This window comes from Delftia sp. HK171, from assembly GCF_001886655.1.
In the GTDB taxonomy this organism is placed as follows: domain Bacteria; phylum Pseudomonadota; class Gammaproteobacteria; order Burkholderiales; family Burkholderiaceae_C; genus Comamonas; species Comamonas acidovorans.
This window is the reverse complement of record NZ_CP018101.1, coordinates 2,409,519-2,431,259: the sequence shown is the minus strand read 5'-3', so window position 1 is coordinate 2,431,259 and position 21,741 is coordinate 2,409,519. Positions and strand designations below refer to the sequence as shown.

The following is a 21,741-nucleotide window of genomic DNA, read 5'->3' as shown; positions in this document are numbered from 1 at the left end:
ATCAGCCAGCCACCAGCCAGGCCAGCAGCCCCGCCGCCGCTGCAGCGGCGGCCACACGCCGCGCGAACTGCGGTGCATAGGTCAGCAGCAGGCCCAGGGCCAGGGCCGCAAAGGTCAGCAGGCCCAGCCAGGCGGCCACGGCCACCGAGGCATTCCAGCGCAGCAGGCAAGGCGCCAGCGACACGGCCAGCAGCGCGTAGCCAGCCAGCCGCCAGGCCTTCAGGCGTGCGGGTGCCAGGCCTTCGGTGCCCAGCTGGTCCTGGTGCCGGTCCATGGAAGCGGCGATGACGGCAAAGCCTGCAAAGGCCAGAAAAAAGGCGGCAAGAATCATCATGACGCGCGCTCCAGCGTGGGGGCATGGCTGGCGGCACGGGCTTGCGTGCGGGCGGCTGCAGACACTGCAGCGGCTGCCGGCTTGCCGCGCAGCAGCCACCAGGCCACCACGCCGTGGATGGCGGCCAGGCCCAGCATCAGCAGCTCGAAACTGGCGATGCTCCACTGCCCGTTGGCCAGGGTCTGCACCAGCGATGCGCCGCCCGTCAGCAGGTTGAGCAGGGGCAGCAGCGCGTACAGCACGGCGGCCAGCGCCATCTGCTGCAGCCAGGCATTGCGGTGCGAGACCAGCAGCGGATGCAGCAGGCACAGCAGCCAGATGATGAAGAAGCCGTTGATTTCCCAATCACTGCGCCCCTGCATGGGCACGGGCAGCAGGCGGTTGAGCCAGAAGAAGCCGGCCACGGCCACCGACAGGCCCGCGATGGAGCCCACGTTGAGCACCTCCACCAGACGGTGGCTGAAGGGCGTGCGGCCCAGCTTGCGGCGCTCGGGCATGCGCTTGACCACCCACAGCACCATGCCCGACGCGGCCATGAAGGTGCCGACCACGCCGCTGAGCAGCAGCAGCCAGCGCGTGGCGGGCTCTGCAAAGCGGCCCAGGTGCACGCCGGTGATCACGTTGCTGGTGGCGCGCACCCAGGAGATGGCGGGCGCCTCGGGGCTGGCCTGCAACTGGCCGGTCACGCCGTCGAAGCGCAGCGTCTCGGACTGGCCCCGGTTGATGAGGCTCATGCCGCCGCCTTCGCGCAGTTCGACCACCGCGCGCGAGGTGCCGGGCGCGTTGACCGTGATGCTGCCCACGCCGTGCTCGGGCCAGCGGCGCGCGCCCTCGGCCATCATGGGCGCGATATCGGCCAGCGCGGCGGCCTGGCGCTCTTGCTTGCCACCGCGCGCGCCCGGGCCCTGGTTGGCCGCCTGCCCGCGCGCACCCCGCACATCGGCGAAGTAGGCATTGGTGTCGCCGTTGTAGGCCGCCTGTATGCCCCAGGGCATGAGCATGAACATCAGCAGCACCAGGCCGCTGAAGGTGATGACGATGTGAAACGGCAATGCCAGCACGGCCGTGGCGTTGTGCGCATCCAGCCAGGAGCGCTGGCCCTTGCGCGGGCGGAAGGTGAAGAAGTCCGTGAAGATCTTCTTGTGCGTGATCACGCCCGTGATGATGGCCACGAACATCAGCATGGTGGCGAAGCCCACGATCCAGCGGCCCCAGATGCGCGGCATGGCGTGCAGCTCGAAGTGGAAGCGGTAGAAGAAGTTGCCGGCGCGTGTCTCGCGCGGCTCCAGCTTCTCGCCCGTGGCGGCGTCGATCTCGGCGCGCTTGGTGCCTGCGCGGCCCGCGGCGGCGCCGGGCTCGCGCCAGGATGCGGCCACCGCCACCTGGCGCGGGCCGGGCAGGCCCAGCGTCCAGGTCGTGGCCTCCGGCGCGATGCGCTGCATGGCGTTCAGTGCGCGCTGCGCGGTGTCGGCGTCCTGCACCGAGCCGTGCAGCTCGGGCCGCATCCAGTCGTTGATCTCGTCGCGGAAATAGCTCAGGGTGCCCGTGAAGAACACCGCGTAGAGCAGCCAGCCCAGCAGCAGGCCGCTCCAGGTGTGCAGCCAGGACATGGACTGGCGCAGTCCCTCGGGTTTGCCGTCTGCCCTCATGCGGCGGCTCCGTTCGACAGCATCCAGGCCAGAAGTCCCAGGCCCGCGCCCGGCAGGCCGATCACGGCCCAGGCGCGCCAGGCGCTGGCGCAGCCAAAGGCCCACATGGCCGCCACGGCGTAGATGATGAAGGCCAGCAGCGTCGAGCCCAGCGCCGCATCGGCCCGTTCCACGCCCAGCCAGACCATGGCGCGCGCGCCCGTGGCGGCGCAGGCGGCCGACAGCAGATAGCCGCCGCCGATCGCCGCCAAAGCGCGCGAGGCCACGGCCACGCGGTAACGCAGCAAGGATGGAGAGGACCCTCCCGGGGTCGAGGCTTGCATGGGGATGACCTTTCTTGCGGATCGTTGCCCGTCATGGACGCCGCGGCCGCAGCGCAGGCCCGGACGGACAAAGGCGCCACAACAGTTCAAGGTCTGTGCGGCGCCGGGGGCTGGCCGCGCGCCTGGAGCACGCCGCCTGTCAAAGAGCGGGAATGATAATGATTTTTATTACCCGAGTCATTTAAAGAAATGCAAAGCCGGCCTGCTGCCACCGGCCCCGGCCATCTCCCTGGCGCCTTTTCCCCTATCGCGCCCGCCCCGCCAGCCAGCGCCCGCCGAACTGGTTGATCACCATGCCCGCCAGCACGGCCAGCGTGCCCATCCACTGCATCAGGGTAGGCCGCTCGCCCAGCAGCAGCATGGCCGAGACCAGGCCCACCACGGGCACCATCAGCGACAGCGGCGCCACCGTGCCGGCCGCATAGCGCTGCAGCAGGCGCGTCCACAGGCCGTAGCCCAGCAGCGTGGCCAGCAGCGCCAGGTACAGGATGGAGGCCACGGCGGTCAGGTCGATCCCCGCCAGTTGCTGCACGACCGTATCCGCGCCATCGGTCCAGACGGCCAGGGCCATCAGCGGCGCAATGGGAAAGATGCTGCTCCAGACGATGAAGGGGAAGGGCTCGTAGGGGCCGCTGCGCGCCGCATAGCGCGTGATCATGTTGGACACGGCCCACATGCAGGCTGCGCCCACGGTCAGCAAAAAGCCGGCCAGCGTCATGGCGTTGTCGCCTTCGCCATGGGCGCTGCCAATGGCAACCAGCCCGCCCAGCGACACCACCAGGCCCAGCCAATGCCACAGGCGCGCGGGCTCGCCCAGCAGGAAGGCGGCCAGCAGCAGCGTGACGAAGGCCTGCGTCTGCAGCACCACCGAGGCCATGCCGGCCGGCATGCCCAGCTTCAGGCCCAGGAACAGCATGCCGAACTGGCCCACGCCCTGCACCAGCCCATAGGCGGCCAGATAGCGCCAGCCCACCGACTTGGGCGGGCGCACGAACAGCAAAAAGGGCAGCGACGCCACCACGAAGCGCAGCGCGCTCAGCAGCATGGGCGACAGCGTCAACAGGCCGAACTTCATGGCCACGAAGTTGGTGCCCCAGATCAGGATGACCAGCAGCGCACGCGCCCAGTCGCCACGGCTCAGGTGCTGCGCGGTCATGCCCTGCCCTCGGTGCAGCGGGGCCTGCAATGGTCAGGAACAGCGGCCGGCAGCACCGGCAAGGAACAGGAAGAAGGCATGGCGGGCAATGGGCAAAAAGAAAAGGGGCGGATCACATCCGCCCCCGGCGTTTGTACCACCGCAGCCCGTGCGCTGCCGGGCGGCTGTGGCTCGGCCCTGCGTTTCAGTCCGCCGCGTAGTCGATGGGATCGTGGGCATGCTGGCGCCCCAGCGCGCCGGCCATGGCCAGGATGAAGGCCAGGCCGCGCCGCACATCGGGCTCGCGTGCCATGCGCATCAGGCCGATCAGGGTGGGCGTTTCCTCCATGGCCTGCACCTGGGCCGCCGCCATGCGTGCGGCATTGACCGCGGCCCAGGCCCCGCCCACGCCATCCTCGAAGGCCTTGGCGACCTTCTCGACCATGTAGTCGTCTGCCATGTCCACCAGGTCCGCCGTGGCCGACAGCAGATCAACCACGCGGTTCAGGCGCCGGCCCGCCAGTAGCGGCTCCAGCTTGCCCATCAGCTCGGCCAGCCCCTGCAGCGCGGCGTCGTCCTGCAGCAGGCCGCCAGCGGCGGGCTGCGCCACGGGAATGTCGGAAGCGATGTTCATCTCGGTGCTCCTTGTCTTCGTGCTTGGAATGACAATGCAAAGGCCCTGGCCTCAGACCAGGGCGCGGGCCACGGCCCAGTACATGCCGCGGTTGAAGCCCTTGCGCATCATCGAGCCGACCTTGGTCGGCGGCGTGGGCTTGACGTCGACCTGGTAGTCGTACCAAAGCGGCATGCCGCCGTCCAGGCCCATCTGGGCGATGGCCACCACGCGCCCGTCGTAGGCATCGCTGGTGCGGCCGAAGCGGATCTGCGAGGCGATGTTGTTCACCACCACGGGCGACTGGTTGTGGCAGGCGCCGCCGGCCTTGCTCACCGGCAGGTCCACCGTATCGCCCAGCACATAGACATGGCTCTGGCCCAGCACCTGCATGGTCTCGTGGTCGGTGGGCAGCCAGCCCTCGCCGTCCTGCGCCTGCGACAGGCCGCAGTCGCGCACGGCCTGCACGGCGCGTATGGGCGGCGTGGCCATGAGGATGTCGAAGTCCTCGGCCTGCCCCTCTTCCGAGTGGGCCACCCGGGCCTCGGGGTCCACGCGCGCCAGCGTGAAGCCGCGCTGGTGGCGAATGCCGCGCTGCTCGAACACCGTGGGCAGGATCTCGCAGGTGTCCTTCTGCAGGAACAGGCAGTTGCGCAGCAGCTGCGAGACCGTGGGATAGGTGTAGACGATCTCCACCTTGTCGCGCACGCCGCGCCGGCGCAGCAGGTCGTCCAGCATCAGCGTGGTCTCTATGGGCGCGATGCCGCACTGGTGCGGCACATTGGGCGTCTTGGGAAAGGTGACGGTGACGAAGATGCGGCCCCTTTCTATGCGCGCCAGCTTGTCGGCCAGCTGCCGCGCGGGCGCGTGCTGGTAGAAGTGGTCGCCGGCCTCGGCCAGGCCTTCGATGCGCTCGGGCGAGGGCACGCAGCCCGTGGAGATCACCAGATGGTCGTAGCCGAAGCGCTTGCCGCTCTTGCAGTGCACGGCCTGCAGCGCGAAGTCGAAGCGCTCGACCTCTTCCACCTGGAAGTCGATCTCGGGCCGCAGCAGGCCGCGCTGCCTGCGCCGCAGTTCGTCGCGGAAGAAGGCATTGAAGGCCACGTACATGAAGGCCGGCTTGTAGTAATGCCAGGGCGAGTTCGACAGCATGGTGATGCGCACCTTGCCTGTGACCACCTCCGGATACAGCTTGCTGACCAGGTGGTTGGCGGTCATGGTGCCGCCAATGCCACCGCCGATGATCAATATGTGATGCGCCATCCCTGCTACTCCTTGTGCTTTCGCCTCAGTGGAACAACCGCTGGCGCCGCACGGCGCCAGCGCCGGAAAATGCGCCGCTCAGTCAGGCTTGAGCGATCGCCACACCCCGTCCCAGAGCGCGTCGAACAGGGGCTCTATGGGCGTGTCGATGATGCCGTCCAGCCGCAGGCAGATCATGCGGATCGCGCTGCCGTACATCAGGCTGGCCGCCACCATGGGCTCCATCTGGCGGATCTCGCCATCGGTCATGCCGGCGAACACGAAGCCGCGCATGCGCACGAAGGCCGAGGCCGAGCAGATGGCCTGCTCGTCGGGCAGAAACTCGCGGTGGCGCGCATTGACCACGAAGCCCATGGCCTCGGGCTCGGCCTCGGCCAGCCCGAACAGCATGCGCAGCACCTCGCGGCAGCGCTGGGCGCTGCCCGCGTGCCGCTCCTCGATATCGTCGAGCAGCACATTCATGCGCGCCAGCAAATGCCGGTACAGCTCGCGCGCAATGCCTTCCTTGTCGGCAAAGTGGTTGTAGAAGAAACCGATGGACACGCCGGCCTCGGCGCACAGGTCCTGTATCGAGGTATTGAAGAAGCCCCGCTCCACGAACAGCCTGAGCGCCACGCGCAGCGTCTGCACATGGCGCGATCCCGCGTGCGGGAAGAAGGTCCAGGCCTCGTCTTGCATGAGAACCGATAGTAGAACGAATCTTCATTCTATTTTTCACAAGCACTTGCAAACTACACCAGGGTTTTCCAGAAAAGACGGTACCCAGTGCATCAGCCGCAATGCCTCGCCCATTCCCGGCCATTGCCCTGCGGGACCGTAGAATCCGCGCGCAGCCATTGGAGACAGAGACAACAATGACGGGCTGCACACGAATCCGACCCAAAGGCTTTTTGCAAATGCAACTCCCCATCCACGTCATCGACGCATTCACATCGGAACGATTCAAGGGCAATCAGGCCGCCGTCATTCCCCTGGATGCATGGCTTGCCGATTCCACGCTGCAGGCCATTGCCGCAGAGAACAATCTCTCGGAAACCTCGTTCCTGGTCTGGAGTGCCGAGCGCGCCGCCTTCGAGATCCGCTGGTTCTCCCCGCTCACGGAGATCGCGTTCTGCGGCCATGCCACGCTGGCAAGCGCCTTCGTGCTGTTCGAGGCCGACCCGGCGCTGCGCAGCATCACGTTCTGGGCCGCTGCCGTGGGCAAGGTCACCGCCACGCAGGAGGATGGCGGACGCATCGTCATGACCTTCCCGCGCCGCGATGCCAAGCCGCTGGATGAGGTGCCGGCCGCGCTGCGCGAAGGCCTGACGCCCGCACCCAAGGCCTATCTTGTGAACCAGCAGGCCTACGTGGCGGTCTACGCCGCCGAGGCCGATGTGCTCGCCGTCAAGCCGGATCTGGAACGCCTCAAATCGCTGGGCCCGCTGGACGTGGTGGTGACGGCGCCTGCGGATGCGGGCGCCTCGTATGACTTCGTCAGCCGCTATTTCTGGCCCGCCAATGGCGGCGAGGAAGATCCCGTCACGGGCTCCATCCATGCGGCGCTTGCGCCTTACTGGGCCGGCAGGCTGGGCAAGAACCGTCTGATCGGCCACCAGGCCTCGCGCCGCACGGGCACGCTGTTTTGCGAATTGACCGATGCCAGCGTCGAGGTGGCTGGCCACTGCGCGCGTTACCTGACCGGGACGATCACCGTCTGACTCCGGGCCCGTCCCGATGGAGCCGACGCGGAAGGCACATCAGCGCCGAAGGCAGCGGCCGGCGCCATCGATCAGGCGGGCCATTTCCCTGTCCACGCCCAGGTCGGCGCAATAGGCGCCAGCCCCGCGCAGTGACAGATCCAGAGTGGCAGGCTTGCTCCTGGACACCTCGGCCCTCAGCCGAAAGCCCGCCACGTTGGGCGCGCCGTAGTCGGCCGTCTCCAGCACGCCCGCCCGGGTGTCGCGGACGGAATGGCCGTTGCCAAGGTTGTAGGCGCCCTCGTTGCCGGCCATGGCTTCGTCAAGGCAGGCAAAGGCCTGCTCGGCCGAGGCGCCTTGGGGCAGGACCAGCGACGCGGTTGTGCTGGGGCCCATGGCATCGCACATGCCTGCAGAGATTGCGCAGCCGCTCAACAGGCCTGCAAGGCCCAGTACCCATATCCGCATTCACGCTTCCTTTCCAGAGGCCATGGAATCCGCGGCAGTGTATCGACCCGGCGGCGGCGCCGGGCTCGCAATGCGCAGGGAATAGTCTCTCGCCTTGCCGATACCCCCGAGACACGCAGGTACCATCCGCGCATGAGTACCCACTACGAATCCCTGTCGCAAGCCGACGCCTACCGCGACGCCTTCGACGTGGAAGCGCCCGCGGCCAGCGAGCGCAACATGACGCCGCGCAAGTCCGGCTTTTTCATCCGCAGCGTCGCCGTGGCTGCAGAGGCAGCCGCTGAGCAGGCAGAACCTGCAGCTCCCGACACACCGCCGGCAGCACCCACCACTCCCGCACGCGAGCTGGTTGCCGCCCAATGGGGCCTGGTGCCGCACTGGGTGAAGTCGGCCTCCGACGGCCGGCTGCGCGCGCTCAAGCTGGTGAATGCGCGCTCCGAAACGGTGTCCACGGCCCAGGCCTTCCGCGATGCCTGGCTCAATGGCCAGCGCTGCATCGTGCCCATGGCCGCCTTTTTCGAGGATGACTACCGCAACGGCAAGGCCCTGCCCACGCGCATCTCGCGCATCGACGGCAAGCCCATGGGCGTGGCCGGCGTGTGGGCGCAGTGGACGGGCCCGGACGGCGAGGTGCTGCTGAGCTACGCCCTGCTCACGGTCAACGCCAACAGCCATGCGCTGCTGCACCGCTACCAGCAGCCCGGCGCGGAAAAGCGCATGCCGGCGATTCTCAACGAAGGCGCCTACGACGCCTGGCTCAACGCGCGCGTGGAAAAGGCCCGCGAGTTCATGCGCCAGTACCCGTCCAACTGGCTCACCGCCAATCCGGTGGAGCGCAAGGCCGACAAGCGGCCTCCAGGCCTGATGGGCTGATGGGCTGACGGGCTGACGGGCTGACGGGCTCGCGCATGGCCCTTGTCCCGCGCGCTACGGCGCCTTGGGCAACGCGTTGATGGTGCGCAGGATGTCGCGCGTGATGCCCTGGCGCTTGGGCAGGTCGGCCAGCCGGTGGGGCGTGTCCATGTTCATGGCGAAGAACACGGGACCGGCCGGCCATTCCACCCAGCCCACCCACCAGCCGATACGGCCCGTCCAGCCGGTTTTGGCGCGCAGTATCCAGTCCGGGCCGGCCTCGTTGATCATCACGTCCTTCACCAGCCGCTGGTGCTCCACCGGCAATGGCAGCCGATTGCGGTACAGCCGCTGCAGGAAGGCCACCTGCTCCAGCGCCGAGATGGCCAGGTCGCCTTCCACCCAGAAAGGCGCCTCGCCCGTGGCCAGCGCATTGCCGTAGTCGATCTTGCGCATGTAGGCAGCCTCACGCGCGCTGCCAAGCTCCCTGGCAAAGCCTTCGTACACCCAGACGGTGGAGTTGCGCATGGCCGAGCGCAGGTCCTGATCGGCATTCCAGGCCGGCAACTGGCGCTTCACGCCATCCCAGGGAATGCGCTGGAATTCATCGCGCAGCAGCCCGGCGTCCAGCGCGAACAGGCTGTGCGGGATCTTGAAGGTGGAAGCGGGCGAGTAGCGCCGCGCCGCGCGGTCACGGTTGTGGACGTAGACGGCTTCGGCCTGGCCTCTGGCATCGACCACGACGATGCTGCCATCGACCTTGGCATCGGCAAAGAAGCGGTCCCATTCGGGCTTGTCCTGCAGTTCGGCAGCCGCCAGCGCCGCCTGTGACAGACAGGCGAGCAACGCGGCGCACATCAGATTTCTTCGATTCATGCAGGCAGTTTAAGAGCTGCACCACCGCACGGCGATGGTGCACCGCCCGCCCGGCTGCCCTGTTTTGACTCGCGGTTTTCCCGTTTTGGTGTTCCGGCTGCATCGCGCGGGCCCCAAGGGCCCCGTGTGCGCTGGCACGACTTGTGCAAGGCCGCTGCAGGCCGGCCAATGCAGCCATGGCGGCAACGGCAGACGGCCCCATGACCACAACAAACAAGGGAGTCATTGCATGCACAGGTGCGCACGGGCATTGAGAACATTGGTGGCGGGAGGATGGGTCGCGGTCCTTGGTGCGGCGCAGGCGGCCGAGCAGGCGATCACGCGGCCGTCGCTGGTGGCGGTGGAATCCATCAGCGCCGTGGACACGGTCTGGCTGATGACGGCCACGGTGCTGGTGCTGCTGATGACGCTGCCCGGCATTGCGCTGTTCTATGCGGGCATGGTGCGCCGCAAGAACGTGCTCAACACCATGGCCAGCGTGGTGGCGATTGCCTGCCTGGTGAGCATTCTGTGGTTTGCACTCGGCTACTCGCTGGCGTTCACGCCCGGCAATGCGTGGATAGGCGGTGATTCGCGCGCCTGGTTCGCGGGGCTGGATTTCAACGCCGCCAAGGGCCTGGTGGCCGTGAGCCACCTGGCGCCGCATGTGCCTGAAGCAGCCTACGCCATGTTCCAGCTGGCCTTTGCCGTGATCACCGCCGCCTTGCTGGTGGGCGCCTGGGTGGAGCGCATGCGCTTCGGTGCCATGCTGATCTTCGTGGGGCTGTGGAGCCTGCTGGTGTATGCGCCGGTGGCGCACTGGGTGTGGGAGCCCGGGGGCTGGCTGGCGCGCATGGGCGCGCTGGACTTTGCCGGAGGCACCGTGGTGCATGTGAACGCGGGCGTGGCCGGCCTGGTCTGCGCCTGGTTCCTGCGGCCGCGCCGCGGCTATGGGCACGAGCCCTTCGAGCCCTACAACCTGGCCCTGACCATGATGGGCGCAGCCCTGCTGTGGATGGGCTGGTTCGGCTTCAACGCAGGCTCATCGCTGGCCGGGGACAGCCGCGCGGCGCTGGCGCTGGCCGTCACCCACATTGCCGCCAGCGCGGGCGCGCTGGCCTGGTCGCTGGCCGAGTATGTGGTGCGAGGCAAGGCCACGCTGCTGGGGCTGTGCTCGGGGCTGGTCGGCGGCCTGGTGGCGATCACGCCGGCAGCGGGTTTCGTGACACCGCTGTCGGCGCTGTGCATCGGCCTGATCGCCGGTGTCGCCTGCTACTGGGGCGCCACGGGCCTCAAGCGGCTGCTGGGCGCGGACGATTCGCTGGATGTGTTTGGCGTGCATGGTGTGGGCGGCATCGTGGGATCGCTGCTGACAGGCGTGTTTGCCAGCCCCCAGATCGGCGGCGTACAGGGCAGCGTGCTCACCCAGGCCGTGAGCGTGCTGGCCGTGGCCTTGTTCACGCTGGTGGCCACGGCCGTGCTGCTGTGGCTGCTGGACATGCTGATCGGCCTGCGCGTGGACGAGGAAAGCGAGCTGCAGGGCCTGGACCTGGCGCTGCACCGCGAGCGCCTGAGTGGATGAACGGCCGAGCCGCAAAGCGGCCCGGCGCCCGATGATCGTCAAACCGAAGGAGTGCCCCTACATGCCCGAAAGCGAACTCCTGGCCATCGCCGCGCACCTGCATGTGCTGCTGCGCAGAAGCTGCGGCCGCGTGACCGATACCGAATGGCTGGCGGCCAATGCCGAGTACGCCGCCGAAATCATCCGCTTCGCCCGGGAGCAGGAAGGGACGCGCAGCACGCCCGAACTGGTGGACTGGACCCATCGCTTCGAAGCGGCCTGGAATGCCGCGCTGGCCGGGCCCGCCGAGCGCTCGCCGCTCATGCAGCGAGCCGGCGAGCTGATGCGCCAGCGCGCGGAAAACCGCAAGTACGTGGGCACGCTGCGCTAGCGTCTTGCCTGATCAGGCCGGTGGCGCGGGCACGGAGTGCAGCAGCACGGGCGCGTCGCCATCGCCGTTGACGCTTTCCATCTGCACGCCAAAGCCCCACAGGCGCGCTGCGTGCTTGAGCACTTCCAGCGCATCGTCGGACAGGGGCCGGCCCTGGTAGCGCGTGTGGCGCAGGGTCAGGCAGCGGTCGCCGCGCAGGTTCACGTTCCAGACCTGGATATTGGGCTCGCGCGCGCCCAGGTCGTACTGCTGCGACAGGGTCTGGCGCAGGGTGCGGTAGCCGTCGTCGTCGTGGATGGCGCTGACCAGCAGTTCGCGCTCGCTGGCATCGTCATGGATGGAGAACAGGCGCATGTCGCGCATCAGCTGCGGGCTCAGGTACTGGCCGACAAAGCTCTCGTCCTTGAAGTTCTGCATGGCATGGTGCAGCGCCGGCAGCCAGGGCGTGCCGGCCAGGTCGGGGAACCAGCGGCGGTCTTCCTCGGTCGGGTCCTGGCAGATGCGGCGGATGTCGCGGTACATGGCAAAGCCCAGCGCATAGGGATTGATGCCGCTGTAGGCACGGTGGCCAGCCGGGGGCTGGTAGATCACGTTGGTGTGGGAGGACAGCCATTCGATCATCACGCCGTCGGTCAGCCAGCCTTCGTCGTACAGGGTGTTGAGCAGGGTGTAGTGCCAGAACGTGGCCCAGCCCTCGTTCATCACCTGGGTCTGGCGCTGCGGATAGAAGTACTGGGCGATCTTGCGCACGATGCGCACGATCTCGCGCTGCCAGGGCTCCAGCAGCGGGGCGTTCTTCTCGATGAAGTACAGCAGGTTTTCCTCGGGCTCCTTGGGAAAGCGCTCGCTGTGCTGCGCCGCGCTGTCCTTGCCGGGGCGCGCCGGCAGGGTGCGCCACAGCTCGTTGACCTGCTGCTGGGCATAGGCCTCGCGCTGCTCGCGCTCGGCCCGCTCGCGCGCCAGGCTTTTCTTGGAGGGGCGGCGGTAACGGTCCACGCCCAGGTTGGACAGCGCGTGGCAGGAGTCCAGCCATTGCTCCACCGTCGTCAGGCCATGGCGCTCCTCGCACTGGGAGATGAAGTCGCGCGCATAGACCAGGTAGTCGATGATGCTGCCCGCATCCGTCCACATGCCGAACAGGTAGTTGTTCTTGAAGAAGCTGTTGTGGCCGTACGCCGCATGGGCGATCACCAGGGCCTGCATGGCGGTGGTGTTCTCCTCCATCAGATAGCTGATGCAGGGATTGGAGTTGATGACGATCTCGTAGGCCAGGCCCATGTGGCCGCGCCGGTAGCGCCGCTCCGTCGCCATGTATTCCTTGCCATAGCTCCAGTGGCGGTAGCCCACGGGCATGCCCACGCTGGCGTAGGCGTCCATCATCTGCTCGGCCGAGATCACTTCCAGCTGGTTGGGATAGGTGTCCAGGCCGTAGCGTTCGGCGGCGGCCGCAATCGCTGCGTGATAGCGCTCGATGAGCTCGAAGGTCCAGTCGCTGGGATCGGGCAGAGGCTCGGCCGGCCGCGCCCCCGCCGGCAGCGGCGCGGAGGGCACGATGCGCTGGGCCCGGTCGCTGGCCAGATGGGATTTCCACTGCGGCGTGGCATGGCGGGGCGCCAGCACGGGATAGTGAGAGAGGTTCATACCGATACCCCCTCTTTCTTGAACAGGTCGCGGAACACGGGATAGATCTCGCTGGCGTCCGACACCTTGCGCATGGCGAAATGCGAGAACAGCGGCAGCACCTGGCTGTACTCCTGCCACAGGCTCTGCTCTTCCTGCACCACCTGCACATAGGCGAAGTAGCGCACCAGCGGCAGGATTTTCTCGACCAGCAGGTTGCGGCAGTTGGAGCCGTCGTCGCCGAAGTTGTCGCCATCGCTGGCCTGGGCCACGTAGATGTTCCAGTCCCCGGACGGATAGCGCGCGCGGATGATCTGGTCCAGCAGCACCAGCGCACTGCTGACCACCGTGCCGCCGCTTTCCTGGGAGTGGAAGAACTCGTCCTCGCTGACCTCGGCCGCCTGCGTGTGGTGGCGGATGAAGACGATGTCGATCTTCTCGTAGTGCCGCGTCAGGAACAGGTACAGCAGGATGAAGAAGCGCTTGGCCAGGTCCTTGCGGTCCTGGTCCATGGAGCCGGACACATCCATCACGCAGAACATCACGGCCTGGCTGATGGGCGCAGGCACGCGCGTGCGGTTGCGAAACCGCAGGTCGATGGGGTCGAGAAAGGCCACCGTGCCCATGCGCAGCTTCAGCGCATCGATGCGCTGCTGCAGCTCGGCCGCCGCCTCGCTGGTGCCATCGTCCTGCGCCAGCAGCGCTTGCAGCTGCTCCTCCAGTGCCTTGAGTTCGCGGTGCGGCGCCTTGGTCAGCGCAATGCGCCGGCCCAGGGCGCCGCGCATGGTGCGCAGCAGGGCCAGGTTGTGCGGCGTGCCGTCGTGGCTGTAGCCGGCGCGGCGCGTCTTGTACTGCATGGTGTTGCCGATGTGGGTGCGCAGCAGCCGCGGCAGGGCCAGGTCTTCAAAGAACAGTTCCATGAACTCTTCCTTGGTCAGGGTGAAGGTGAAGTCGTCCTCGCCCTCGCCGCTGTCGCTGGCCTGGGAGCCGCCACCGCCTGCGCCGCCCTGCGGCCGGGCAATGCGGTCGCCGCGCACATGCTCGGTGTTGCCCGGGTGCACCGTGTCATGGACGCCGCCCTGCCCGTGGTGGAACACGGGCTCGCGGATGTCCTTGCGCGGGATGGAGACGCTCTCGGACTCCTCCATGTGGCGGATGCCGCGCTTGTCCACCGCGCGGCGCACCGCCTCGGCGATCTGCGCCTTGTAGCGGCGCACGAAGCGCTCGCGGTTGCCCACCGACTTGTTCTTGCCGGCCAGCCTGCGATCGATGATTTGCAATGCCATCTGTTCCCCCCAGCCCGGGCGCGCCGAAGGGCGGCGCACCCACCCGTCAGTTGCTCTTGCGAACGCGCAGGTACCACTCGCACAGCAGGCGCACCTGCTTGGACGTATAGCCCTTGGCCTCCATCCGGGTGACGAAGTCCTCGTGCTTGCGCGCGTCCTCGGCACTGGCCTTGGCGTTGAAGCTGATCACGGGCAGCAGCTCCTCGGTATTGGAGAACATCTTCTTCTCTATCACCACGCGCAGCTTCTCGTAGCTGGTCCAGCTGGGGTTCTTGCCCTGGTTGTTGGCCCGCGCGCGCAGCACGAAGTTGACGATCTCGTTGCGGAAGTCCTTGGCATTGGCAATGCCCGCGGGCTTCTCGACCTTCTCCATCTCGGCATTGAGCGCGTTGCGGTCGAAGGCCTCGCCGGTATCGTTGTCGCGGTATTCGCTGTCCTGTATCCAGTAGTCGGCATAGGTGACGTAGCGGTCGAAGATGTTCTGGCCGTACTCGCTGTAGCTCTCCAGATAGGCGGTCTGGATTTCCTTGCCGATGAACTCGGCATAGTGCGGCGACAGGTACTCCTTGATGTAGCTGGTGTACTTGGTCTCCAGCTCGGCAGGGAACTGCTCGCGCTCGATCTGCTGCTCCAGCACATACATCAGGTGCACCGGGTTGGCCGCCACTTCGGTGCTGTCGTAGTTGAAGACCTTGGACAGGATCTTGAACGCGAAGCGCGTGGAGATGCCCGACATGCCCTCGTCCACGCCCGCATAGTCGCGGTACTCCTGGAAGCTCTTGGCGCGCGGGTCCGTGTCCTTGAGGCTCTCGCCGTCATAGACCTGCATCTTGCTGAAGATGCTGGAGTTCTCGGGCTCCTTCAGCCGCGTGAGCACGGCGAACTGGGCCATCATCTTGAGCGTGCCGGGCGCGCACACGGCGCTGGCCAGGGACGACTCGCGGATCAGCTTCTCGTAGATGCGCACCTCCTCGGAAACACGCAGGCAGTACGGCACCTTGACGATGTAGACGCGGTCCAGGAAGGCCTCGTTGTTGCGGTTGTTGCGGAAGGCCTTCCACTCGCTCTCGTTGCTGTGGGCCAGCACCATGCCGTCGAAGGGAATGGCGCCAAAGCCTTCCGTTCCCTTGTAGTTGCTCTCCTGCGTGGCCGTCAGCAGCGGGTGCAGCACCTTGATGGGCGCCTTGAACATTTCCACGAACTCCAGCAGGCCCTGGTTGGCCAGGCACAGGCCGCCCGAGTAGCTGTAGGCGTCGGTGTCGTCCTGGGCAAAGTTCTCCAGCTTGCGGATGTCCACCTTGCCCACCAGGCTGGAGATGTCCTGGTTGTTCTCGTCGCCGGGCTCGGTCTTGGCAATGCCCACCTGCCTGGAGATGCTGGGATAGCGCTTGACCACGCGGAACTGGCGGATATCGCCGCCCAGCTCCTCCAGGCGCTTGACGGCCCAGGGCGACAACACATGGTTGAGGCAGCGCCGGGGAATGCCGAACTGCTCCTCCAGCAGCGGCCCGTCCTCCACGGGGTCGAACAGGCCCAGCGGCGACTCGTTCACGGGCGAGCCCTTGAGCGCGTAGAACGGCACCTTCTGCATCAGGTATTTGAGGCGCTCGGCGATGGAGCTCTTGCCACCGCCCACGGGACCCAGCAGATAGAGGATCTGCTTGCGCTCTTCCAGGCCCTGGGCCGCATGGCGGAAGAAGCTCACCACCTGCTCGATGGAGTCTTCCATGCCGTAGAACTCGGCGAAGGCCGGATAGCGCCGGATGACCTTGTTGGCAAACAGCCGCGACTGGCGTGGATCATTGCGCGTGTCCACCATTTCAGGTTCGCCGATGGCTGCCAGCATGCGCTGGGCAGCACCTTCGTAAGCCATGGGATCGCGCTGGCACAGGGCGAGAAATTCGTCCAGCGACATCTCTTCTTCGCGAAGGCGAACGTAACGTGCAGCCGAGTTGCTGATGACATCCATACGACCTCTCCCGGCGGCACCCGAGGGCGAACAGTGCCGCGAAGTTGCAAGGCATTCGCTACCGTGTGGAACTGTTGTAGCACCTTGCATCGGCTTTGAATAGCTCATACGTCCCACATGTCTGCATTGCGCGCGAGGTCACAATGTCAGGTTCCTGGACTACCCCGCTTTTTGCGGCGCCGGGACAGGGGCTTGAGCCAGCCGGGCCTGCAGCAAGGCCCGTGAATACAGCGCCTGACGCTCCCACTTTTGACAAATGATAGTCCGCACTCACACAGCGGCACAGGCCCGAATTCAGAACCGATGTCTCCTGCCGACAACCCCCTACTTGCCGCCGGTCGCCCATCGCGCAAACTGGCTGCCGTGACGCCGATGCACCTGCTGTGGGCCATGTGCCTGGTGCTCGGCCTGCTGCTCGCCCTGCTGGCACCGGGCCTGGCCAAGGCCGCACCGGCAGCAGGCCCTTTGGGTGCCTTGCAGGGCACGCTGGGCGGTGGCTCCGCGTCCGACAAGGAACGAAGCAACGCCATTCAGGCCCAACTGGATGCCGCCGCATCGGCGACAAAGGAAGCCGATGCGCTGGCGCAGGAACTGGACCGCCTGCGCGCCAGGGCACGCACGCCCGTGCCTGCCCTGCCCGCGCCGCTGAGCGACGAGCAGCTGGGCAGCCTGTTCGATCGCTGGAAGGAACGCGTTCCCGCCAACGCCAGCCAGGAAGTGCTGGAACGCCTGCTGGCCGATGAACGCGATGCCATCGCCGCACTCAAGGTGGGCATCGAAAAATCCGCGGCCGACCAGGCCAACCTGGTCTCGCAGCCCGGCCCGGGACGCATCGATCTGTCCATCCTCCAGCAACGCGCGCAGGAAAACGCCGAGCCCGTGACCGCCGAGCCCGGCGAAGCCCCCGACCTCACCCAGGCCCGCCAGGCACGGCGCAGCGCAGAGCACCGCCGCGCCCTGCTGGAGCTGGCGCTGCGCCAGGAAGAGCAGTCCACCATCGAAGCCCGCCAGCGCCTGCTGGCCGCCCAGCTGCAGGCCCAGCGCCGCGAGCTGCTCGAGCGCATGCCGCGCGCCGCCTGGCTGACCCAGCGCATTGCCGAGCGCAGCCGCCAGCAACTGGAGCAGCAGGTGCAGGAGATGGAGCTGGCCGCCCAGCACGCTTCCGCCGCCGATCCCGCCATACGCGACCTGGCCCAGCGCAATGCGGCGCTGGCCGCGCAGATCCTCAAGAACTCCAATGAACTGGCGCAGGAGCGCAAGACCCTGGCCAATGACGAATATGTCCGCGACCAATTGAGCGCCACGCTGCGCGACACCCAGGCACGCCTGCGGCTGGGCGGTGGCAGCGCGGCCGTGGGCCAGTGGCTGTGGCAGCAGCGCGTGGAGCTGTCCTCCGGCAACACCTTGCAGTCCAGGCACCGCGCCGTGCAGCGCCAGCTGGCCGAGCTGCGGCTGATGCTGTTCAACTCCAGCAAATGGCGCCAGAACCCCGGCGCGGACACGGCGGCACAGGCCCCGGCCGACGCTGCGGATGCAGGCGGCGTGGCGGCACCTGAACCTGCCGCCAGCGTCACCACGGCCATCAATGCCTCCACCTCGGCACAGCAGACCGCCCTGCTGGCCCGGCAGGTGGCGCTCACCGATCAATTGCAGCCCGTTTTGCTGCGCCGCATTGCCGTGCTGGAGCAGACCGATGAAGCCCTGCGCGCCGCCCTGCGCAGCGGCAACGAACTGCGCCAGGTGCTGGACAAGGAGCTGCTGTGGTTCCCCAGCCACCGCCCCATGGACCGTACCTGGCTCAGCGAGTGGCAGGCGCTGGAGCAGGACATCGAAGGCAGCAGCTCCCCCTGGAAAACCGCGCGCGCCCTGGCCGCCAGCATCTGGAACGATCCCTGGGCCTTTGGCGCCGTCGGCCTGATCGTGGCCCTGCTGCTGGGCCTGCGCCGCTATGCGCTGCGCCAGCTGCAGTCCATCGCCGTGCGCGTGGGCGACTTCATGCGCGACAACTTCGGGCTGAGCCTGCTCGCGCTGGGCTGGAGCCTGCTCTACACCCTGCCCTGGAGCTTTGCGGCCGCGGCGCTGGGCAGCCTGCTGCAAGGCCCCGAAACCGTGGGCACGGCGCTGGAGCCGCTGGGCGCCACCCTGGTCCAGCTCAGCGATTTCATCTTCGTGGCCACCTTGCTCAACGCCCTGTTCTGCCCGGGCGGGCTGGCACTGGCCCACTTCGGCTGGCCGGCCGCCCGCGTGCAGATGCTGCGCCAGATGGTGCGCCGCGCCGCCTGGCTGATCGTGCCCGCCGAACTGCTGGGCGGCCTGGCCTTCTACAGCCATGACAACCACGCCATCAGCACCTGGGGGCGCATCTCCATCCTCATGCTGTCGCTGGGACTGGCCTGGATGGCCTGGCTGTACTTTCGCCGTGTCATGCAGCAAAAGCGGCCCGGCATCCACTGGGGCCAGATCGTCAGCGTGGTGCTGATGCTCATGCTCAGCGCGCTGGCCGTGGGCATCGTGCTCGGCTATGTCTACACGGCCACTGAATTCATCCAGGCCCTGATGGCCAGCTTTGTGTTCCTGGGCGCGGTCGAGGTCGTGGTCAACCTGCTGCGGCGCTGGCTGCTGCTGGGCGAGCGGCGCCTGGCGCTGAACCGGCTGCGCGAAGCCGCCAGGCTGGCCCAGAGCGGCTCGGGGGTCGATACCGGCAAGGCCCCCACCGACGAAGCCACCCAGATGGCCCTGGTCACCGTGGGCGCCCAGGCGCACAGGCTGCTGGGCCTGCTGCAGCAGGTGCTGGTCGTGCTGACCCTGGTCTACGCCTGGCTGCCCGTGCTGCCTGCGCTGCTGCGCTCGGAAGGCGTGGTGCTCTGGTACACCACCAACACCGGCGCCGACGGCATCGCGCATGCCGCCCCCGTGAGCCTGATGGACGCGCTGCTGGGCGTGATGATCCTGCTGCTCACCTTCAGCTTTGCGCGCAACCTGCCGGGCCTGCTGGAAGTGACGCTGTCGGCCTCCAACCGCATCAGCAGCTCCGCGCGCTACACCCTGGCCACGCTGGCGCGCTACGCCATCACCATCGCGGGCACGGTCAGCGCCTTCACGCTGCTGGGCCTGCGCTGGGGACAGCTGCAGTGGATGGTGGCGGCGCTCACCGTGGGCCTGGGCTTTGGCCTGCAGGAGATCTTCGCCAACTTCGTCTCCGGCCTGATCCTGCTGGTGGAGCGGCCCTTCCGCGTGGGCGATGTCATCACCATCGACACCCTCACCGGCACCGTAACGCGCATCCGCACGCGGGCCACCACGGTGCTGGACTTCGACAACAAGGAAATCGTCATCCCCAACAAGACCTTCATCACCGGCCAGGTGACGAACTGGACCTTGAGCGACGACGTGACCCGCCTGGTGATCGACGTGCCCGTGGCCCACGGCAATGACCCCGAGCGAGTGCGCGACATGCTGCTGGCGATTGCCAGGGAACACCCCCAGGTGCTGCGCGAACCCGAGCCCAACTGCTGGTTCATGGCGCTGGAAGGCAACGGCCAGCGCTTCGAGCTGCGCGCCTACGTGGGCAAGGTCGAAGACCGCCTGCCCGTGCGCCACGACCTCAACCGCCGCGTCAACGACCGGCTCAAGGACGCTGGCATTGCCGTGGCCTTCCCGCAGCTGGACCTGCATGTGCGCAACATGCCGGCCCATGCACCGGCGCAGGCACCGGGGCAAGCACCGGGGCAGACCCCACCCCATCCGACGGCATGAGGCCGGCAAGTTCCCCGGTTCCACGCGCACAGCGCGGCATTGCCCCGCTCGCGGTCAGAACACTTCCCAGTTCTCGTCCACACGCTCGCCCGCATTGCGCAGCGGGGTGACCTTGGCAGGCGCTGCAGCAACCCTGGGTGCCGCTGCGGACGCCATCGTCCGATGGCCGCCCTTGCTGCCTGCGGCGGCCGGCGCTGGCGCCTGGGCCGGCGCTGGCGCCTGGGCCGGTGAGGACGCGGGCAGGGACACGGACGAGGACACCCCATCCAGCTTGAACAGACTGACCAGATCGACCAGCCTGGCAGCCTGCGCGTTCAAGCTTGCGGCAGCCGCCGCCGATTCCTCGACCAGGGCCGCATTCTGCTGCGTGACCTGGTCAAGCTGTACGACGGCATCGCCCACCTGCGCCACACCGTCGGCCTGCTCGGCCGTGGCCGCGCCTATTTCGCCGATCAGGTCGGCAACGCGCTGAGCCTGCTGGACGATGTCCTTCATCGCGGAGCCCGTCTCGCTCACCAGGCCCGAGCCCTCGTCCACCTTGGACACGCTCTCGCCTATCAGGGCCTTGATCTCCTTGGCTGCCCCCGCGCTGCGCTGGGCCAGGCTGCGCACTTCGGATGCCACCACCGCAAAGCCTCGCCCCTGCTCGCCGGCCCGCGCCGCCTCCACGGCGGCATTGAGCGCCAGGATGTTGGTCTGGAAGGCAATGGAGTCGATCACGCCGATGATGTCCTCGATCTTCCGGGAACTCGCGGTGATCTGCTCCATGGTGGCCACAACGCGGTCCACGATCTTGCCGCCGCCGGTGGCGGCCTGGCTCGACGAAGCGGCCAGCTGGGTGGCGGTACGCACCGTATCGGCATTGAGCTTGACGGTGGCGTTCATCTCCTCCATGGAGGCGGCGGTCTGCTCCAGGTTGCTGGCCTGCTCTTCCGTGCGCTGGCTCAGGTCCGCATTGCCCGAGGCAATCTGGCTGGCGCCGGTCGCAATGGATTCGCTGCTTTGCCGCACATCGGCGACCACGCGCGCCAGGCCGGCCCGCATGTCCTCCATGGCGCGCAGCAGGCTGGAGGTGTCGCCGGGCGCCAATTGCACTTGCACGGACAAATCGCCCTGCGCGATCTGGCGTGCCACCCCGGCGGCATAGGAGGGCTCGCCGCCCAGTTGCTGCCTGACCGTCCTGGTGATCATCCAGGCCACCAGACCGCCCAGCGCGGCGGCCAGCAGCGTCAGCACCAGCATGGCCACGCCGTCTTCGGCCACGCGGCGCAGCGAGCCGTCCACGGTGGCCTGCGTCTGTGCCTTCTGGTAATCGACCAGCGCCTCGACCGCATCGAAATAGGTCGTCTGCAAGGAGCGCAGGCGCCCCATGATCAGATCCCTGGCGGCATCGCCCTGGTTGGCCAGGCCCAGGTCACCGGCCTGGCGCATGGTCTCCACGAAAGGCTGGCGCGCCTGCCGTATGTCGGCAAAGAGCCGGCGCGCCTGCTCGGTCTGCAGGCGCTGGTCCAACTCCTTCATGACCAGGCCGTTCCTGGCAACCACCTCATCCAGCCGGCGGCTCTCCTCGGCCATCTGCGCCGGGTCGGTGATCAGCGCCAGATTGCGCACCACCCGCGCCGACACATTGGCGTTGTCCTTGAGCGATTGCAGCCGGGCCAGATTGCCCATGCGGTCCTCGGCCAGCACGCGCAGCTGCTCGCCCTGGTCACGCAACTTCATCCAGCCGAAGGCCGCCACGCATACGCAAACCACGATCACAGCGAAAAAACCCATGCCCAGCATGGTTCCCAACTTCATACGCCTCAGAAAACCCACGTCGCTCTCCCTCGAACCACCTACGCAAACCGGCCAGACTGCTGGCACGGAAGAAACACATTCAGGAACAAATTTGACAATTTGAATCAGTCGTGTCGCCTTCCCAAACCCTGCACATCCAGTAGGACAGCGCCTTGCCGACATGCAGGCATCGGGCTGCCAGCGGTCT

18 protein-coding genes are annotated in these 21,741 nt (G+C 67.4%); 5 read left to right on the top strand and 13 right to left on the bottom strand.

Annotated elements, in window-relative coordinates; all coding sequences use genetic code 11:
* Position 1: 1 nt before the first annotated feature.
* From BO996_RS11015 to BO996_RS10985, 7 genes are all read right to left on the bottom strand, one after another.
* Positions 2-334, bottom strand: coding sequence for a DUF3325 domain-containing protein (locus tag BO996_RS11015; protein ID WP_071954743.1), 333 nt, complete (start codon positions 332-334; stop codon positions 2-4).
* On the bottom strand, positions 331-1,983 hold the full coding sequence (locus BO996_RS11010) for a PepSY-associated TM helix domain-containing protein (protein WP_071954742.1): 1,653 nt from the start codon (positions 1,981-1,983) through the stop codon (positions 331-333). Before BO996_RS11010 ends, BO996_RS11015 begins: the two co-directional genes overlap by 4 nt.
* Positions 1,980-2,306, bottom strand: a complete 327-nt coding sequence (locus BO996_RS11005) for a DUF3649 domain-containing protein (RefSeq protein WP_012204261.1) — start codon at positions 2,304-2,306, stop codon at positions 1,980-1,982. Before BO996_RS11005 ends, BO996_RS11010 begins: the two co-directional genes overlap by 4 nt.
* Before the next feature lie 244 nt (positions 2,307-2,550).
* On the bottom strand, positions 2,551-3,462 hold the full coding sequence (locus tag BO996_RS11000; protein WP_012204260.1) for an O-acetylserine/cysteine exporter: 912 nt from the start codon (positions 3,460-3,462) through the stop codon (positions 2,551-2,553).
* 184 nt (positions 3,463-3,646) lie between these two features.
* Positions 3,647-4,075: a DUF1641 domain-containing protein gene (locus tag BO996_RS10995; RefSeq protein WP_071954741.1), complete on the bottom strand. Its 429-nt coding sequence runs from the start codon at positions 4,073-4,075 to the stop codon at positions 3,647-3,649.
* Between the two features lie 51 nt (positions 4,076-4,126).
* Positions 4,127-5,317, bottom strand: a complete 1,191-nt coding sequence (locus BO996_RS10990) for an NAD(P)/FAD-dependent oxidoreductase (protein ID WP_071954740.1) — start codon at positions 5,315-5,317, stop codon at positions 4,127-4,129.
* A 78-nt stretch (positions 5,318-5,395) separates the two neighbouring features.
* Positions 5,396-5,995, bottom strand: a complete 600-nt coding sequence (locus BO996_RS10985) for a TetR/AcrR family transcriptional regulator (protein ID WP_012204257.1) — start codon at positions 5,993-5,995, stop codon at positions 5,396-5,398.
* Positions 5,996-6,213: 218 nt separating this feature from the next.
* Here BO996_RS10985 and BO996_RS10980 point away from each other — a divergent pair, with 218 nt between their 5' ends.
* Positions 6,214-7,017, top strand: a complete 804-nt coding sequence (locus tag BO996_RS10980) for a PhzF family phenazine biosynthesis protein (RefSeq protein WP_071954739.1) — start codon at positions 6,214-6,216, stop codon at positions 7,015-7,017.
* Positions 7,018-7,056: 39 nt separating this feature from the next.
* On the opposite strand, the gene BO996_RS10975 is transcribed toward BO996_RS10980, so the two are convergent.
* On the bottom strand, positions 7,057-7,392 hold the full coding sequence (locus BO996_RS10975) for a hypothetical protein (RefSeq protein WP_232240513.1): 336 nt from the start codon (positions 7,390-7,392) through the stop codon (positions 7,057-7,059).
* Positions 7,393-7,596: 204 nt separating this feature from the next.
* Here BO996_RS10975 and BO996_RS10970 point away from each other — a divergent pair, with 204 nt between their 5' ends.
* Positions 7,597-8,337, top strand: coding sequence for an SOS response-associated peptidase (locus tag BO996_RS10970; RefSeq protein WP_013803506.1), 741 nt, complete (start codon positions 7,597-7,599; stop codon positions 8,335-8,337).
* 54 nt (positions 8,338-8,391) lie between these two features.
* On the opposite strand, the gene blaOXA is transcribed toward BO996_RS10970, so the two are convergent.
* Positions 8,392-9,192: a class D beta-lactamase gene (gene blaOXA / locus BO996_RS10965; protein ID WP_071954737.1), complete on the bottom strand. Its 801-nt coding sequence runs from the start codon at positions 9,190-9,192 to the stop codon at positions 8,392-8,394.
* A gap of 229 nt (positions 9,193-9,421) precedes the next feature.
* On the opposite strand from blaOXA, the gene BO996_RS10960 reads away from it, so the two are divergent.
* Positions 9,422-10,753, top strand: a complete 1,332-nt coding sequence (locus tag BO996_RS10960) for an ammonium transporter (RefSeq protein ID WP_071954736.1) — start codon at positions 9,422-9,424, stop codon at positions 10,751-10,753.
* 61 nt (positions 10,754-10,814) lie between these two features.
* A complete protein-coding gene (locus BO996_RS10955; protein WP_012204250.1) occupies positions 10,815-11,123 on the top strand; it encodes a hypothetical protein in 309 nt (102 codons plus the stop codon).
* A 12-nt stretch (positions 11,124-11,135) separates the two neighbouring features.
* On the opposite strand, the gene BO996_RS10950 is transcribed toward BO996_RS10955, so the two are convergent.
* From BO996_RS10950 to BO996_RS10940, 3 genes are read right to left on the bottom strand one after another with little or no spacing between them, the layout of a single operon-like run.
* Entirely contained in the window at positions 11,136-12,764 is a 1,629-nt protein-coding gene (locus BO996_RS10950; protein WP_013803510.1) for a SpoVR family protein, read from the bottom strand.
* On the bottom strand, positions 12,761-14,029 hold the full coding sequence (locus BO996_RS10945) for a YeaH/YhbH family protein (protein WP_012204248.1): 1,269 nt from the start codon (positions 14,027-14,029) through the stop codon (positions 12,761-12,763). Before BO996_RS10945 ends, BO996_RS10950 begins: the two co-directional genes overlap by 4 nt.
* 46 nt (positions 14,030-14,075) lie before the next feature.
* Positions 14,076-15,998 carry a PrkA family serine protein kinase gene (locus tag BO996_RS10940; RefSeq protein ID WP_012204247.1) on the bottom strand — a complete coding sequence of 641 codons (1,923 nt, stop codon included), beginning with the start codon at positions 15,996-15,998 and terminating at the stop codon, positions 14,076-14,078.
* Positions 15,999-16,370: 372 nt separating this feature from the next.
* Here BO996_RS10940 and BO996_RS10935 point away from each other — a divergent pair, with 372 nt between their 5' ends.
* Positions 16,371-19,754 (top strand): mechanosensitive ion channel domain-containing protein, encoded by a 3,384-nt coding sequence (locus BO996_RS10935; RefSeq protein ID WP_071954735.1) that lies wholly within the window; start codon positions 16,371-16,373, stop codon positions 19,752-19,754.
* 54 nt (positions 19,755-19,808) lie between these two features.
* Here BO996_RS10935 and BO996_RS10930 read toward each other — a convergent pair whose 3' ends face one another.
* Complete coding sequence (locus BO996_RS10930) at positions 19,809-21,554, bottom strand: methyl-accepting chemotaxis protein (RefSeq protein ID WP_071954734.1); 1,746 nt, start codon at positions 21,552-21,554, stop codon at positions 19,809-19,811.
* Positions 21,555-21,741: the final 187 nt, after the last annotated feature.

Excerpts from the sequence above, each read along its gene's own strand:
- BO996_RS10930 (WP_071954734.1), bottom strand. The coding sequence starts at position 21,554 with ATGAAGTTGGGAACCATGCTGGGCATGGGTTTTTTCGCTGTGATCGTG.
- BO996_RS10985 (WP_012204257.1), bottom strand. The coding sequence starts at position 5,995 with ATGCAAGACGAGGCCTGGACCTTCTTCCCGCACGCGGGATCGCGCCAT.
- BO996_RS10955 (WP_012204250.1), top strand. The coding sequence starts at position 10,815 with ATGCCCGAAAGCGAACTCCTGGCCATCGCCGCGCACCTGCATGTGCTG.
- BO996_RS11010 (WP_071954742.1), bottom strand. The coding sequence starts at position 1,983 with ATGAGGGCAGACGGCAAACCCGAGGGACTGCGCCAGTCCATGTCCTGG.
- BO996_RS10990 (WP_071954740.1), bottom strand. The coding sequence starts at position 5,317 with ATGGCGCATCACATATTGATCATCGGCGGTGGCATTGGCGGCACCATG.
- BO996_RS10935 (WP_071954735.1), top strand. The coding sequence starts at position 16,371 with ATGCACCTGCTGTGGGCCATGTGCCTGGTGCTCGGCCTGCTGCTCGCC.
- BO996_RS10950 (WP_013803510.1), bottom strand. The coding sequence starts at position 12,764 with ATGAACCTCTCTCACTATCCCGTGCTGGCGCCCCGCCATGCCACGCCG.
- BO996_RS10970 (WP_013803506.1), top strand. The coding sequence starts at position 7,597 with ATGAGTACCCACTACGAATCCCTGTCGCAAGCCGACGCCTACCGCGAC.
- BO996_RS11015 (WP_071954743.1), bottom strand. The coding sequence starts at position 334 with ATGATGATTCTTGCCGCCTTTTTTCTGGCCTTTGCAGGCTTTGCCGTC.
- BO996_RS10975 (WP_232240513.1), bottom strand. The coding sequence starts at position 7,392 with ATGGGCCCCAGCACAACCGCGTCGCTGGTCCTGCCCCAAGGCGCCTCG.
- BO996_RS10960 (WP_071954736.1), top strand. The coding sequence starts at position 9,422 with ATGCACAGGTGCGCACGGGCATTGAGAACATTGGTGGCGGGAGGATGG.
- BO996_RS10940 (WP_012204247.1), bottom strand. The coding sequence starts at position 15,998 with ATGGATGTCATCAGCAACTCGGCTGCACGTTACGTTCGCCTTCGCGAA.
- BO996_RS11005 (WP_012204261.1), bottom strand. The coding sequence starts at position 2,306 with ATGCAAGCCTCGACCCCGGGAGGGTCCTCTCCATCCTTGCTGCGTTAC.
- BO996_RS10945 (WP_012204248.1), bottom strand. The coding sequence starts at position 14,029 with ATGGCATTGCAAATCATCGATCGCAGGCTGGCCGGCAAGAACAAGTCG.
- BO996_RS11000 (WP_012204260.1), bottom strand. The coding sequence starts at position 3,462 with ATGACCGCGCAGCACCTGAGCCGTGGCGACTGGGCGCGTGCGCTGCTG.
- BO996_RS10995 (WP_071954741.1), bottom strand. The coding sequence starts at position 4,075 with ATGAACATCGCTTCCGACATTCCCGTGGCGCAGCCCGCCGCTGGCGGC.
- blaOXA (WP_071954737.1), bottom strand. The coding sequence starts at position 9,192 with ATGAATCGAAGAAATCTGATGTGCGCCGCGTTGCTCGCCTGTCTGTCA.
- BO996_RS10980 (WP_071954739.1), top strand. The coding sequence starts at position 6,214 with ATGCAACTCCCCATCCACGTCATCGACGCATTCACATCGGAACGATTC.